This window comes from Aeromonas sp. ASNIH4 (assembly GCF_002934425.1).
Taxonomy (GTDB): Bacteria; Pseudomonadota; Gammaproteobacteria; order Enterobacterales; family Aeromonadaceae; genus Aeromonas; species Aeromonas hydrophila.
Window position 1 is genome coordinate 2,339,763 of record NZ_CP026217.1, and the last position, 14,450, is coordinate 2,354,212.

At 60.9% G+C, this 14,450-nt stretch carries 10 protein-coding genes and 8 tRNA genes; 5 read left to right on the forward strand and 13 right to left on the reverse strand.

Annotated elements, in window-relative coordinates; genetic code table 11:
- Nucleotides 1–19 precede the first annotated feature (19 nt).
- The 3 genes from mukE to cmoM form a co-directional block, all read right to left on the reverse strand.
- Nucleotides 20–757, reverse strand: coding sequence for a chromosome partition protein MukE (mukE, locus tag C2U40_RS10730; protein ID WP_011706220.1), 738 nt, complete (start codon nucleotides 755–757; stop codon nucleotides 20–22).
- Nucleotides 738–2,057 carry a chromosome partition protein MukF gene (gene mukF, locus C2U40_RS10735; protein ID WP_103826829.1) on the reverse strand — a complete coding sequence of 440 codons (1,320 nt, stop codon included), beginning with the start codon at nucleotides 2,055–2,057 and terminating at the stop codon, nucleotides 738–740. The genes mukE and mukF overlap by 20 nt, the downstream gene beginning before the upstream one ends.
- Nucleotides 2,058–2,134: 77 nt before the next feature.
- Nucleotides 2,135–2,911, reverse strand: a complete 777-nt coding sequence (gene cmoM / locus C2U40_RS10740; RefSeq protein ID WP_016350612.1) for a tRNA uridine 5-oxyacetic acid(34) methyltransferase CmoM — start codon at nucleotides 2,909–2,911, stop codon at nucleotides 2,135–2,137.
- A 299-nt stretch (nucleotides 2,912–3,210) separates the two neighbouring features.
- On the opposite strand from cmoM, the gene elyC reads away from it, so the two are divergent.
- The 4 genes from elyC (at nucleotide 3,211) to C2U40_RS10760 (ending at nucleotide 8,412) form a co-directional block, all read left to right on the forward strand.
- Nucleotides 3,211–3,981, forward strand: a complete 771-nt coding sequence (elyC, locus tag C2U40_RS10745) for an envelope biogenesis factor ElyC (RefSeq protein ID WP_181014698.1) — start codon at nucleotides 3,211–3,213, stop codon at nucleotides 3,979–3,981.
- A gap of 135 nt (nucleotides 3,982–4,116) precedes the next feature.
- Nucleotides 4,117–4,872 carry a triose-phosphate isomerase gene (gene tpiA / locus C2U40_RS10750; protein ID WP_016350610.1) on the forward strand — a complete coding sequence of 252 codons (756 nt, stop codon included), beginning with the start codon at nucleotides 4,117–4,119 and terminating at the stop codon, nucleotides 4,870–4,872.
- A gap of 147 nt (nucleotides 4,873–5,019) precedes the next feature.
- Nucleotides 5,020–5,991, forward strand: coding sequence for a 6-phosphofructokinase (gene pfkA, locus C2U40_RS10755; protein WP_011706225.1), 972 nt, complete (start codon nucleotides 5,020–5,022; stop codon nucleotides 5,989–5,991).
- Between the two features lie 1,164 nt (nucleotides 5,992–7,155).
- A complete protein-coding gene (locus tag C2U40_RS10760; protein WP_039215018.1) occupies nucleotides 7,156–8,412 on the forward strand; it encodes a M20 family metallo-hydrolase in 1,257 nt (418 codons plus the stop codon).
- An 81-nt stretch (nucleotides 8,413–8,493) separates the two neighbouring features.
- Here the strand turns inward: C2U40_RS10760 and yjjG are convergent, their stop codons facing one another.
- From yjjG to C2U40_RS10810, 10 genes are all read right to left on the reverse strand, one after another.
- The gene (yjjG, locus tag C2U40_RS10765; protein WP_017410175.1) at nucleotides 8,494–9,174 is read right to left on the reverse strand and encodes a pyrimidine 5'-nucleotidase; all 681 of its coding nucleotides are present in this window, start codon (nucleotides 9,172–9,174) and stop codon (nucleotides 8,494–8,496) included.
- An 8-nt stretch (nucleotides 9,175–9,182) separates the two neighbouring features.
- Nucleotides 9,183–10,679: a M17 family metallopeptidase gene (locus tag C2U40_RS10770; RefSeq protein ID WP_103826827.1), complete on the reverse strand. Its 1,497-nt coding sequence runs from the start codon at nucleotides 10,677–10,679 to the stop codon at nucleotides 9,183–9,185.
- A 173-nt stretch (nucleotides 10,680–10,852) separates the two neighbouring features.
- Nucleotides 10,853–10,929: transfer RNA gene (locus tag C2U40_RS10775), tRNA-Met, on the reverse strand.
- Between the two features lie 96 nt (nucleotides 10,930–11,025).
- A tRNA-Met gene (locus tag C2U40_RS10780) sits at nucleotides 11,026–11,102 on the reverse strand.
- Nucleotides 11,103–11,198: 96 nt separating this feature from the next.
- Nucleotides 11,199–11,275: transfer RNA gene (locus tag C2U40_RS10785), tRNA-Met, on the reverse strand.
- Between the two features lie 96 nt (nucleotides 11,276–11,371).
- Nucleotides 11,372–11,448 (reverse strand) — tRNA-Met (locus C2U40_RS10790).
- A 96-nt stretch (nucleotides 11,449–11,544) separates the two neighbouring features.
- Nucleotides 11,545–11,621 (reverse strand) — tRNA-Met (locus C2U40_RS10795).
- 96 nt (nucleotides 11,622–11,717) lie between these two features.
- Nucleotides 11,718–11,794, reverse strand: a tRNA-Met gene (locus C2U40_RS10800).
- Between the two features lie 96 nt (nucleotides 11,795–11,890).
- Nucleotides 11,891–11,967 (reverse strand) — tRNA-Met (locus C2U40_RS10805).
- 92 nt (nucleotides 11,968–12,059) lie between these two features.
- A tRNA-Met gene (locus C2U40_RS10810) sits at nucleotides 12,060–12,136 on the reverse strand.
- A gap of 196 nt (nucleotides 12,137–12,332) precedes the next feature.
- Between C2U40_RS10810 and glgX the strand changes: the two genes are divergently transcribed.
- On the forward strand, nucleotides 12,333–14,396 hold the full coding sequence (glgX, locus tag C2U40_RS10815; RefSeq protein ID WP_016350606.1) for a glycogen debranching protein GlgX: 2,064 nt from the start codon (nucleotides 12,333–12,335) through the stop codon (nucleotides 14,394–14,396).
- Nucleotides 14,397–14,450 lie beyond the last annotated feature (54 nt).

Sequence of the window (14,450 nt, forward strand, 5' to 3'; positions counted from 1 at the left end):
CTCCATCTGGGCCTTGGATTTAACGCTGCAGGTCATCTTCCACCTCCAGTTCAAGCTGCTCTTCATCGAGATCCGCCTCGATATCCTCAAACAGCGAGTCGCTGCTCGGCATTTCGTCGTCGTGGAAGATGGCCTCGCCCTCCTGGATCATCCGCAGCTGGACGGCGCGCGGATCCTCATCGGAGCGCACGTCCGCAGCAAAGCGGAACACCGACTCGTTGACTCGGAATTTATCGCTGTTGCCGAGGGCGGTGATCATGCCAAGGCGGCGCAGACGGCGCATGGAAGTGCGGATCTTCTCCAAGAGCTTTTTCTTGTCGAGATCGGTGCCGCCGGAGCGGCTGTTGACCATCCGCAGCAGCTGCTTCTCGTCGGCCAGGCTCAGCACCTCTTCTTGCAGTTCGCCCATGGCGAACACCCCTTCCGAGGCGAGCCGATCCGGGCTCAGGTAGAGGTAACAGAGTACCTTGCCCACCAGCATGTCGAGCTCGGAGAGGACGGTGGTGCCGATGTCGGCGCTCGGGCGCGGGCGCAGATAGAAGAAGCCTTCCGGCGCCTTGATCAGTTCAACCTGATAGCGGCCGTAGAAGATCTCCAGCTCCTGGTGGTACTCCACCAGCGCCGAGTGCTGTTCGAACTCGTCGGCACTGATGTGGCGGCCGGAGCGCAAGGCGGTGTCGATGCGCGGAAACAAGGGGTTGGCAATCGCCTCTGCGAGCCGCAGCGGCAAGGGAAACTCAGTATTGATCAATGACATAGGCCTGAACCTTGGATCCAGCTTGGTTAATGGGTTTCCATGCGGGCTGACGATGCAGCTGGTGCTCGCCGCTGGCATGGCCCAGGCGCACGGCCTGGTCGATCAGAAGACGCGCCACGTCGAAGTGGGCATGGGCCGGGTAGTCCAGCAGGTATTCGCGCAGCACATCGGCGAGATCCAGCTGCTGGCCCTGCTCCGGGTAGCGGGACAGGTAGCGCTCGATGCGCTCGGCCAGCTCCTGGTTGATGTCCACCATCTCCATGTACTCCATCTCGAGGGGCACCTCGCCGGTCACCTCCTCGTCGTGGATGGCGATGGTCTCGTCGCGCAGCTCCAGCAGACGCGGCTCTTCGGCCACCCGCAGCAACCAGTTGTGTTGCTCGAAATTGCGGATGGAGTCGCGCAGCCGCTGGCTGAAGGCGCGGTTCTTGTCCATGTCGATGGCGTTGCGGATGAACTTGTGGACGTGTCTGTCATAGCGGGCCCACAGCTCGATGCACTGCTGGCCCCAGCTGGTGATGACGTCCAGCCGCCCCTGCAGGGCATGGGTCAGCTCCTCGACGTGGAACAGATCCTCGCGCCCCTGCGCCGCTTCCTGAATATTGAGCAGCCCCGCCTGCAGGCGGTGGCCGGCGGCGTCCAGGGTATCCTGCAGCTCGCGCAGGGTCTGACCGGTCTCGTGCAGCAGTTTTTCGCAGCTGTGGATGGCATCGACCCAGTTCTGGGTCAGCAGGGCCGCAATCTCGTTTTTGACCTGATTTTGCTGCTCGTCCATGGCGCGCTGGGTGAGATCGATGCGCCCCAGCGTCTCTTCCAGCGAGAAGGTGAGCCGTGGCAGCACCTCGGCATCCCACTGCTCGCGGGTGTTGGTCTCGAGCGCCGCCTTGCGGGCGGTGTCGAGCTCGGCCGCCAGGTGTTCGAGCAGGATGGAGAGCTTGATGGAGTCAACCTGGCGCTGATCCATGAAGAAATCGACGATACTCATGCCAAGACGCGACAGGCGATAGAGGCTCTCCCCCGCCACCATGTCGGTGTTGAAGCGCGACAGCAGCTGCTGGCGAATGAGATCGTTGATGGCGTTGTTGGCGCGACCGGTGAGGGTCTCGTCCATCTGGCCGAAGGCGTTGCTGACGTAGCCAAAGGCATCGTGCAGCGCCGCTTCAGACAGATCCGATTCATCTTCGGACAGCGTCTTGATTGCAATCAGAAAGGCCAGCCGATCGGTGGGCAGGCTCAGCGCCAACCCCTCCTGCCTGACCCATCCCACCATTTCGGGCAGGGTACGGGATGTACTCATCATGATGTTGTCATCTCGTTGTTGTATTGGGCGCAAAGCCTTGCGCGCGGCTACATCCGGTAGCATCAAAAAAGGTGGCCTCAACCGGTGGTTTTTTGCGCCATCACGTGGATATAGCGCCCCAGGGAGATAAACGGCTCTTGCCGGCAATATTGCAGCTCCATGGCCAGCAGATCGTCGAACTTTTCTCGCTGATCCTGCTTGTGGCGCATGTAGTCGTGGATCACCCGCACCCCGGTCTTGCCGATGATCTTGAGCCCGCCCCGGCCAATCCAGTCGTAGACCTGCTCCGGCAGCTGGGGATTGGTGGGGGTCAGCGCAGTCTGGCGCTTCTTGTTGAGCCCCTGGCGCACGTAGTCAAAATTGCCCACCACCAGGCTCTGGAACAGCAGACCGTGACGGTTGTAAAAAAGCAGCGACAGTATGCCCCCGGCATTGACGAAAGGGAACAGACCGAGCAAGGTCTGGCGCGGCTCGGCGAGCCACTCCAGCACCGCGTGACAGAGCACCAGATCGAAGGTGCCGGTCACGTGTGCTTTAAGATCCTGAATGGGGCAATGGATGAGACGAATTCTGTCTTCCAGCCCCTTCTCGGCGATCTGGCTGCGTGCCAGTGCCAGCATTTCCGCCGACAGATCGCACAGCTCCACCTGATGGCCCATGGCTGCCAGCTTCTGGGCGAAATAGCCAAAGCCCCCCCCCGCATCCAGGATCCGTAGCGGCCGGTTACCAAGGCGGGCCAGGCAGGCTTCGATGTCGCTCCACACCACTGTGGTGCGGATGCGCCCCTTGGTGGAGTCATAAATGTTGCGGGCGAACTTGTCGGCGCGCCCGTCAAAACTTTGATCTTGCTTCAAGACGAACTCAACTCTGTGGCCACGGGAAACGGGCCTGACGAAAAAGAGGGTATTCTGTCACATCCCGAATTTGCTGAAAACTCAAGGCGCAGCTCCCTCCCCCAGGTGATGGAAAAAACATCGTTTGGCGCTCACTTTGCCCCCGTTTCGCGCTTTTCGGGGTTGTGCAGGCAGTCACTGCACAACCTGTGCGCCTTGATGGCGCCATGCCGCCTTAGGAAGAGGCGCCTATACAAGGGCGCCAAAATCCTTAATAATTTTTTAATGCATTGTTATATAAGGAATAACAAGTGGACGCCCTGTTTGATCTCAAAAAGTGGCTGGGCCAGCTGCTGATGCCGCTCCCCTTCTCCCTCAGCCTGCTGCTGCTGGCGCTCTTGCTGCTCTGGTTCACCCGTTTTCAGAAAACCGGCAAACTGCTGGCCACCCTCTCGCTGCTGCTGGTCACCCTGCTGGGGATGCGCCCGGTGAGCTACGAGCTGGCCCGCGGCCTGGAGCAGACCTTTCCCCCCTTCGAAGTGAGCCAGCATCCGGACATCGAGGCCATCGTGGTGCTCGGCAACGGCCATGTCAGCGACCCGGCGGTGCCCGAGCGATCCTGGCAGAACAATATTGCGCTGGCCCGCACCCTCGAGGGGGTACGGCTGGCCCTGGCTTATCCGCAAGCTGAGCTTATCTTTTCGGGCTATGTATCGGGGGATCCCCTGTCAAACGCCGAGGTCAACGCCCGCATGGCGGCGAGTCTCGGCATTCCCCGCTCGCGGATGACGTTGTTTGAAAACAACAAAGACACCCACGACGAGGCGGTCAGCATCAGCGCCCACCTCAAGGGCAAGCGGGTGGCGCTGGTGAGCTCGGCAACCCATCTGCCGCGGGCCATGGCGCTCTATCAGGGTCAGGGACTGAACGCCGTGGCTGCCCCCACCGACTACACCGCCAAGCAGAGTCAGGTGGCCCAGCCCCTCTACAGCTACCTGCCAAAAGGGCGCTATCTGATGTATTCCGAGGCTGCCATTCACGAATGGATTGGGGTATGGTGGGCCCGTTTGCGAGGGCAGGTTAACGATTGAGCAATCGAGCCTTTCATTCCTGATTTGGATCAGGAAAGCGAAAAAAAATTACGTCATTTGCCGCCGGGTCAGCTATCTTGGGCTCGGTTCAATTCATATAATGTCGCGCAATCAAATGCCTAGGAGATATACAAGATGAGACAGCACCTGGTAATGGGTAACTGGAAACTGAACGGCACCAAAGCTTCCGTCGAAGCTCTGATCAAAGGACTGACCCCGGCTGCTGCCGCTCATCCTTCTGTGCAAGTCGCCGTCTGCCCGCCGGTTATCTTTTTGGGTCTGGTTGAGCAACTGACCGCCGGCAGCAAGATTGCCTACGGTGCCCAGAACGCCGACGTTCACGAGTCCGGCGCCTTCACCGGCGAGAACGCTCCGTCCATGCTCAAAGCCTTCGGTTGCACCTACTCCCTGGTCGGCCACAGCGAGCGTCGTACCCTGCACGCAGAGACCGACGACGTGGTTGCTGCCAAGTACGAAGCCATCCAGAAAGGCGGCCTGATCCCCGTGCTGTGCATCGGTGAGACTCTGGCTCAGTTCGAAGCCGGCACCACCAACTCCGTGGTCGAAACCCAGCTCAAAGCCGTGATCGACCGTTGCGGTATCGCCTCCTTCAACAACGCCGTCGTGGCTTACGAGCCGGTATGGGCCATCGGTACCGGCAAGACTGCCACCCCGGAAATCGCTCAGGCCGTTCACGCTCACATCCGTCAGTACCTGGCCGGCTTCGACGCCGCCGTGGCTGCCAAGGTACAGATCCTGTACGGTGGTTCCGTCACCGGTGCTACCGCTGCCGACCTGTTCGGTCAGCCGGACATCGACGGCGGCCTGGTGGGTGGTGCGTCCCTGAAAGTGGACGACTTCTCCCAGATCATCGCTGGCGCGGCCAAGTAATCGGCTGCCATGGAGGGGGCGCTTGCCCCCTCCTGCATATCGCTTTTCCTATGGCAGCCGCCGCATCCCATAGGAAAGCCGATATAGTAAAAGTGGCTTGTCTCATTCAACCATTTCGTATTCGACAACTCAGATCCAGAGGCACTCATGACCAAACAAATCAAACGTATTGGTGTTTTGACCAGTGGTGGTGACGCACCGGGTATGAACGCAGCCATCCGCGCCGTGGTGCGCGCCGGTCTGCATCATGGCCTGGAAGTCTACGGCATCTATGATGGCTACCTCGGTCTGCACCAGGACCGTATCGTCAAGCTGGAGCGTCACAGCGTCTCCGACGTGGTCAACCGTGGTGGTACCTTCCTCGGCTCCGCCCGTTTCCCCGCCTTCAAAGATCCGAAAGTACGCGCCGAAGCGATCGAAAATCTGAAAAAGCACGGCATCGACGCCCTGGTGGTGATCGGTGGTGACGGCTCCTACATGGGTGCCAAGAAGCTGACCGAAGAGGGTTTCCCCTGCATCGGTCTGCCGGGCACCATCGACAACGACATCGCCGGTACCGACTTCACCATCGGCTTTGATACCGCGCTGAACGTGGTGGTAGACGCCATCGACCGTCTGCGCGATACCTGCAGCTCCCACCATCGCATCTCCGTGGTCGAGATCATGGGCCGTCACTGCGGTGATCTGGCCATGTCCGCCGCCGTTGCCGGTGGTGCCGAGTACGTGATCGTGCCGGAAGTGGCGTTCGACAAGGACAAGCTGCTGCAACAGATCAAGGAAGGCGAAGCCAAGGGCAAGAAGCACGCCATCATCACCATCTGTGAGCACGTCACCGACGTGAACGCCCTGGCCAAGGACATCGAAGCCCTGACCGGCCGCGAAACCCGCGCCACCATCCTGGGCCACATCCAGCGTGGCGGTACCCCCACTGCGCGTGACCGCATCATGTCCAGCCGGATGGGCGCCTACGCCGTCGAGCAGCTGCTGGCCGGTCACGGTGGTCGCTGCGTCGGCATCCAGCGCAACGAGATGGTGCACCACGACATCATCGACTGCATTGAGAACCTCAAGCGCCCGTTCGATCAGGAGCTCTACGATCTCTCCACCACCCTGTTCTAAGCTCCGCTTTCAGGTTGATGTGACAAAAGCCCTCCACTGGAGGGCTTTTTCATTGGGCGCTCCTCGCAGCACTTCCTCTGTTTATCGCCTGCCCACCATCCCCCTTCTTCGGGGCCCCTTGCACCGTTAACCGGTTCAACCGGCATTGCTTCTTCAGGGGCCGCAACAACGCGGTACCCAGCCCTCTGCAGTCCGGCTTCTGCCGAGAACAAACAGCACGACTTCTCTGCACACTCTTCTTGCTCTGTCTTTTGCTCTGTCCCTTGGCGTTGCCGACCGTAGGCGCCCCATCGGGCAGCCAACATGCCAGGAAAAGATCCGAACAGAGACGAAAAGTGGGCCGACAGAGCACCATCAACAGAGGGAATTTTGCAATAAAGACGGGAAGAGACATGTCAGAAGGTGGCGTCACGACAGGGAAAAACCGTTCGACTGCGACAAAAACATGTTGGAGACGGAAAATGGCGCTGACAGCAGCCCAAACCATGGCGGGGTCATCACTCCCCCCTAAAAATCGTCTTTTTTTGCCGACATAATTTTAAAAAAACAAAAAAGCCTCATATAAAACTCATTATTAACATCGCAATGAAATGATCTAATGTATTGTTTTAATTGAAATAACTAAATAGATCACTTCTCTTCACCGCATGACATGACTATCAAGACGATAAAATGAGCTTAAAAATGCAAAAATGAAGCTTTCGATACGCACTAGCAACATTCACACCTATAAATGCAATTTACTATTGTTTTACCGCACAATTGTGGTATCTTGGTTCCATCAACAGTCAGCCAAGGGAGACAAAAATATGAAAGAGTTTGTGGTTACTGCAGTTTTTACTGTGTTTTTCACTCTGGTTGCTGTCTCTCTGCCGTCACTGTCACAGCTTTGAGGCGGTTAGTTGCCCACTCAACGATCCTGATGGGCAACGACAGGCATCATCACGCTGGTTAATTCACCGCTTAATGTCATTTTTTTGTAGTTCATCGAAAACAACGACAAATACGGCCATTAGTACGACCAAGCGAACATAATTGCAGCTGCCTGCCAGAGGTAGCCTGTCAACAGGGGGAGCCAGTGGCTCCCCCTGTTGCGTCTGTGGGATTTACTCTTGCCCCCCTGCCCGTCACAATGTCCGCTGGATTCGCCATGCAGGAATTACCATGACACAAGATGCGCTAAGCCATTGGCGTCGTGATCTTCATCGTCTGCCCGAAGCGGCCTGGTGTGAATTTCGTACCAGCTCCCTCATCGCCCACCACCTCAGTGAACTCGGTTTCTCCATCATGCTGGGCGACAAGCTGCTGGCCAGCAACCTCATCATGGGACGCAACATCGACGTGCAGGCCCAGAAGGAGCGAGCCCTGCGCCAGGGTGCCCATCCGGACTGGCTGGGCAGGATCGAAGAGATAACGGGCGTGATGGGGCTGTGGGACAGCGGCCGTCCGGGTCCGACCCTGGCCTTTCGCTTCGACATCGATGCGGTGGAGGTCGAAGAGAGCCAAGATGAGCTGCATCCCCCCAGCCAGGAGGGGTGGCACTCGCGCAACGCCGGCTGGATGCACGCCTGCGCCCATGACGGCCATACCGCCATCGGACTGGTGCTGGCCGAGCGCATCGCCGCCCTCGCCGATCGGTTGAACGGCCGCATCAAGCTGTTCTTCCAGCCCGCTGAAGAGGGCTGTCGCGGCGGCAAGGCGCTGGCCGCCGGCGGCCAGCTCGACGACGTGGATGCCCTGCTGGCACTGCACATCGGCATTCATGCCAACAGCGGCGAGCTGGTGGTCAATCCCACCGAGTTTCTCTGCTCCACCAAGTTCGACGTGGAGTTCATGGGGCGTGCCGCTCACGCGGGACTTGAGCCCAACGCCGGCAGCAATGCGCTGGCGGCGGCCTGCATGGCCACCACCGCCATGCTCGGCATCGCTCGCCACCGCGATGGCATGACCCGCATCAACGTAGGCCAGCTCCATGGCGGCAGCGGCCGCAACGTGATCCCGGGTCACGCCCTGTTGCAGGGAGAGACCCGGGGCGCCACGCCGGCCCTCAACGACTACATGTTCAGCCAGGTGCAGCAGATGGTGGAAGGGGCAGCCATGATGCAGGGCGCCACCTACCTCATCCGCAAGCAGGGTGAAGCCATCGGCATCGACAACAGTCCGAGCCTGCTCGAAGAGATCATTCCGCTCGCCCAGGCGCTCAAACTGGAGACCATCCATACCCGCCGCTTTGGCGCCAGCGAGGACGCGGGCTTTCTCATCGAACGGGTGCAGCGAAGCGGTGGCGAGGCGGCCTACCTGATCCTGGGGGCCAATCTGGCGGCGCCCCATCATCACCCGGAGTTCGACTTTGACGAGGCCGTGCTGGCCCCAGGCGTGGCACTGCTGGAGTCCTGGTTGCTGGCTCGCCTCGGCCGCTAGCAAGCAGCCGGATACAAACAAGGCAGCCCGCGGGCTGCCTTGTTTTTTTCACCCCTTGTCTGGCAAGGGGGTCTGTTGCATCTACTGCCCCAGCACAATGGCCGAGAGGTGGGCGAAGTGGTGGATCTCGTGGGTCGCCTCGCACGGGCCATCCTGGCGAGCCGGGTTGTACCAGCAGGTTGCCAGCCCCTGCGCTGCGGCGCCGGCGATATCGGTCTTGGGGTTGTCCCCCACCATCAGCACCCGCGCCGGATCCGGGCGCTGCATCAGCTCGAGGGCATGCTGGAAAATGGCCGCCGCCGGCTTGGTCACCTGTACCTCGTCCGAGATCACCAACGGCTCGAACCACTCGTTCCAGCCCAGCTTGTCGAGGCGACCGCGCTGCGGCAGGCTGAAACCGTTGGTGATGATCCCCATCTTCACCTTGCTCTTCAACGCCTGCAGGGTCTCCACCACTCCCTCCAGCGGCATGCTCAGGGCGATGATCTGCTGCAGGAAGGTATCGTTCATCGCCATCGGCGCCACGTCCACCTGTTCGGCAAACAGGGAGAAGCGGGTCTGCTGCAGGTGGGTGGCATCGATCTCGCCGGAGTTGTACTGCTGCCAGAGCCGGTGGTTGAGGGCATGGTACTCCGCCATCTTGGGCGGGGTCGGCGTCACGCCGTAAATGTGCAGCGTCTGTTCCAGCGCCTGGGCGACCGGGAAATCGAGCAGTGTTTCGTCCAGATCGAACAACACCCAGTCATAACTTGGTACTTTCACGGGATCCCTTACTGTTCTGGTTGATCAAATTCATTGCGCCGCCCCAGCGGGCCGGCCAGCAGATCCAGTGTCAATCTGACCCCGAATCCGGTCACCTCGCTGCTGACCACGCCATTGCCACCCTTGTTGCGAAAACCGCTCAAGTCGAGGTGCAGCCAGGGGGTCTGGGCGGGTACGAAGCGGCTGAGGAAGCGGGCCGCATCGATGTGATCCGGCGACGAGCCCGGCGCACACTGTAACAGATCGGCCCACTCGCTATCGAGGTTGTCGTCGTAGTCCTCATCCAGCGGGAAGGGCCAGATCCGCTCGCCGCTGCGCTGGCCAAGATTGATCAGCTCCCCCAGCCACTGGGGGCGGTTGGTGAAGGCGCCGCTGTAACGGCTGCCGAGCGCCCGCTTGCAGGCCCCGGTCAGGGTGGCGTAGTCGATCAGCAGATCCGGATTGTCCTGCACCGCCATGCAGAGGGTATCCGCCAGCACCATGCGCCCCTCGGCATCGGTGTCCACCACCTCGATGGTGGTGCCGTTGAGGGCGGTCACCACCTCCCCCGGCCGGTAGGCGAGCGGGCCTATGTGGTTCTCGGCGATGGCGAGCCAGCAGTGCACCTCATAGGGCAACCTGGCCCGACTGATGGCGTGGAGCGTCCCCAGCGCCACCGCGCTGCCCCCCATGTCCAGGTGCATGCCATACATGCTGCCGGAGATCTTGAGGTTGTAGCCGCCCGAATCGTGGCAGATCCCCTTGCCCACCAGCGCCAGCCGCCGCACCGCATTGGGCGGGCAGTAGCTCAGCTTGACCATGGCGGCCTGGTTGTCTTCCGAGCCGCGCGCCACCGCGATGAAGGCGCCAGCCCCCCGCTCGGCGAGCTGGGCCTGATCGTATTCATGCCACTGCCACCCCTCGCTCTGGGCGAGCTGACGCACCCACTCCCGGTAGCTGCGGGCGGTCAGATCGGAGGCCGGCGACACCGCCAGATGGCGCGCCAGCCCGTTGCCTTCCGCCTCGGCATAGATCCGCGCCAAATCCAGCACGCAATTGGGGGACACCGCGATCTGCTGGTAGCGCCAGGGATCTTCGCTACGATGCTTGTGACTGGGCAGCGGCACGTTGGCGGCCAGCAAGGTGGCCAGCACCAGTTCGGCCAACAGCGTGGTATCGGCCTCGTCAAAACCTTCCAGGTGCAGCCCCAACCGCTCGATCTTGAGCCCGGCCAGCGGCGCAACCCAGCCGCGCACCTGCTTGTAGAGGGCATGATCGCGCGTGGGATGTGCCGGCAGGAAGATCAGCAGTTGCAGGGTATTGTGCAGCACCAGGCTGTAGGGCGCTTTCTGCCCCAGCGCGATCTGGGCGCCGACGGCGGCAAACTCGGGCAGGGCCAGCAGGCTTTCGCGGCGATCTTCGGCGCAGATCAGCAGGTTGGCGGCCAGGCCGTTGGTGAGGACGGCAGCGAGGCCGGCGTCGTGAATGTCGATCTGCGGTGGCAGATAGGTAAATGATTGCATCATTGGGCAAGGCCCTCATCCATGAAGAGATACCAGTGATGATACCCAACAAAGCGGGGTCACAGCCAGATTTGCACTTGAAAATCAATATCAAGCGTGAGGGTGACACAAAGCAAAAAGACCGCGAAGGCGGCTGGATGAAAAACGGTGAGATTGAGGTAATAGAGAAAGGAAGTTGGTTGCGGGGGCCGGATTTGAACCGACGACCTTCGGGTTATGAGCCCGACGAGCTACCGAGCTGCTCCACCCCGCGTCCGAATTGTACTGCCACCACAAGAGACAGAGCAGTTGCCCCTTGCTGTCTTCGCCTCCACCGCCGTGCACTGCGCTTGCCATGGATACAAATAGTTGGTTGCGGGGGCCGGATTTGAACCGACGACCTTCGGGTTATGAGCCCGACGAGCTACCGAGCTGCTCCACCCCGCGTCCGAATTGTACTGCCACCACAAGAGACAGAGCAGATGCCCCTTGCTGTCTTCGTCTCCACCGCAGGCGCTAGCGCTTGCCATGGATACAAATAGTTGGTTGCGGGGGCCGGATTTGAACCGACGACCTTCGGGTTATGAGCCCGACGAGCTACCGAGCTGCTCCACCCCGCGTCCGAATTGTACTGCCACCACAAGAGACAGAGCAGTTGCCCCTTGCTGTCTTCGCCTCCACCGCCGTGCACTGCGCTTGCCATGGATACAAATAGTTGGTTGCGGGGGCCGGATTTGAACCGACGACCTTCGGGTTATGAGCCCGACGAGCTACCGAGCTGCTCCACCCCGCGTCCGAATTGTACTGCCACCACAAGAGACAGAGCAGATGCCCCTTGCTGTCTTCGTCTCCACCGCAGCGCAATGCGCTTGCCATGGATACAAATAGTTGGTTGCGGGGGCCGGATTTGAACCGACGACCTTCGGGTTATGAGCCCGACGAGCTACCGAGCTGCTCCACCCCGCGTCCGAATTGTACTGCCACCACAAGAGACAGAGCAGTTGCCCCTTGCTGTCTTCGTCTCCACCGCAGGCGCTAGCGCTTGCCATGGGCACAAATAGTTGGTTGCGGGGGCCGGATTTGAACCGACGACCTTCGGGTTATGAGCCCGACGAGCTACCGAGCTGCTCCACCCCGCGTCCGAATTGTATTGCCACCGCAAGAGACAGAGCAGTTGCCCCTTGCTGTCTTCGTCTCCACCGCCGCGCACTGCGCTTGCCATGGACACAAATAGTTGGTTGCGGGGGCCGGATTTGAACCGACGACCTTCGGGTTATGAGCCCGACGAGCTACCGAGCTGCTCCACCCCGCGTCCGTATTTTTTCGTTCAGGCTGAGCAGTAGCCTGTTCGAATTCTCTTGTTTATCAAACCATTGCAAGGCAATCCTGATACAAGAACTCAGATGGTTGCGGGGGCCAGATTTGAACTGACGACCTTCGGGTTATGAGCCCGACGAGCTACCGGGCTGCTCCACCCCGCGTCTGAGGTCGCCAATAATAGGCGCCGGCGCTCAGATTGCAAGTAAATATCCTAAAAAAACTTCATTCGAAGATTAAACCGGCACAAATCGCAGGAATTTGCAACAGAGCGCCGATTTTTCAGACAAGCAGGTTTGGGGCCAGCTTGGCGCACTACACTCAGATGGTTTGTAACTCCTCGTTTTGGGTAGGTTTATCATGCGCATCTCCGCCGGTCATTGCCGTCAATTGGGGGCCACACCCGAGCACGACGGCGTCAACTTCGCCATCTGGGCTCGCCTCGCCAGCCGGGTCGAACTGCTGCTGTTTACCAGCGCCGACGACGCCACGCCGGAAGTGATCCCGCTCTCCCCTCGCCTCAACCGTACCGCCTACTACTGGCACATCCATATAGAGGGCATCGAGCTCGGTCAACGCTATGCCTATCGCATCCAGGGCCCCTGGCGCCCCTACTACGGCACCCGCTTCGATGCGGACAAGGTGCTGCTGGACCCTTATGGCCGCAGCATCGAGCTGGGTGCCAACTACGATCGCTGGGCGGCGGCCCGCCCCGGCAGCAACCTGGCGGAGTGTGCCAAGAACCGGGTGGTGGACACCCGCCACTACGACTGGGAGGGGGACAAGCTGCCCGCCCACTCCCTCTCCCGCTCGGTGATCTACGAGCTGCATCTGGGGGGCTTCACCAAGTCGCCGAGCTCAGGGGTCGACCCCGCCCTGCGCGGCACCTACCTCGGTCTCATCGAGAAGATCCCCTATCTGCAATCCCTCGGCGTCACCGCGGTCGAGCTGCTGCCGGTGTTCCAGTTCGATCCTCAGGACTCCCCCAAGGGGCTCTCCAACTACTGGGGCTACAGCCCCATGTCGTTCTTTGCCCCCCACGCCCAGTACGCCAGCGGCGAGGATCCTCTCACCGAGTTTCGCGACATGGTCAAGGCGCTGCACCGGGCCAACATCGAGGTGATCCTGGACGTGGTCTACAACCACACCGCCGAGGGTGGCGACGATGGCCCCACCTTCTCGTTTCGCGGCATCGACAACGAGGCCTACTACATCCTCGACGCCAATCAGAAGGACACCAACTATTCGGGCTGCGGCAACACCTTCAACGGTGCCCACCCGGTGGTGCTGCGCATGATCATGGACAGCCTCCACTTCTGGCGCCAGGAGATGCACGTGGACGGCTTTCGTTTCGACCTGGCAGCCATCCTGTCGCGGGACGAGTCGGGCCAGCCCCAGGCCAATGCGCCGACCCTGCGCACCATCGATACCGATCCCCGCATCGCCGACATCAAGCTCATTGCCGAGGCCTGGGATGCGGGGGGCCTCTATCAGGTGGGCAGCCTGGCTGGCGCCCGCTGGCGCGAGTGGAACGGCCAGTTCAGGGACGACGTGCGCCGCTTTCTGCGCGGGGATGACAATGCGGTGATGCCCTTCGTGGAGCGGCTGTGCGGCAGCCCGGACATCTACCACTACCATCACGCCGATCCGGAGAAGAGCATCAACTTCGTCACCTGCCATGACGGCTTCACCCTGTGGGACTGGGCCAGCTACAACGGCAAGCACAACGACGCCAACGGCGAGCAGAACCGGGATGGGTGCGATCACAACTTCAGCTGGAATCACGGCCAGGAGGGGCCGAGCGAGGATCCCCAGATCAACGCCCTGCGCCTGCGACAGGCCAAGAACATGATGGTGGCCACCCTGCTCTCGGTGGGCTCCCCCATGCTGCTGATGGGGGACGAGGTGCTGCGCACCCAGCACGGCAACAACAACGGCTACTGCCAGGACAACGACACCTGCTGGATGCAGTGGCAACCCGACGCCATGGGCCAGGAGATGTTCCGTTTCATGAAGGAGCTGATCCAGTATCGCAAGCACCTGTTCCAGCGCCCGGAGCAGGAGAGCATGCCGCTGTCGCTGACCGAGATCCTGCGCCACAGCGAGATCTGCTGGCACGGTGTCAACGCCGCCCAGCCGGACTTCAGCCCCCACTCCCACGCCATCGCCATGTCGGCCCTGTCGAGCGAAACCCGGCTGGCCCTCTACGTGCTGTTCAACGCCTACTGGGAGCCGCTCACCTTCAACCTGCCAAGCCCCCCCAAGGGGGTCGGCGGCTACTGGCGCCGGATCCTGGATACCGCCCTGCCCTCGCCCGAAGACATCAGCACCTTCGGCATGCCGCTGGAGGGGCTGACCCGGGAGTACCTGGCCCAGCCGCGCAGCAGTTGCCTCTTCATCTGCGGCGCCGACGACTTCTACTAGGGGCTGCTTGCGGCCAGCAAAAAGCCCACCCCGGGCAACCGGGGTGGGCTTTTT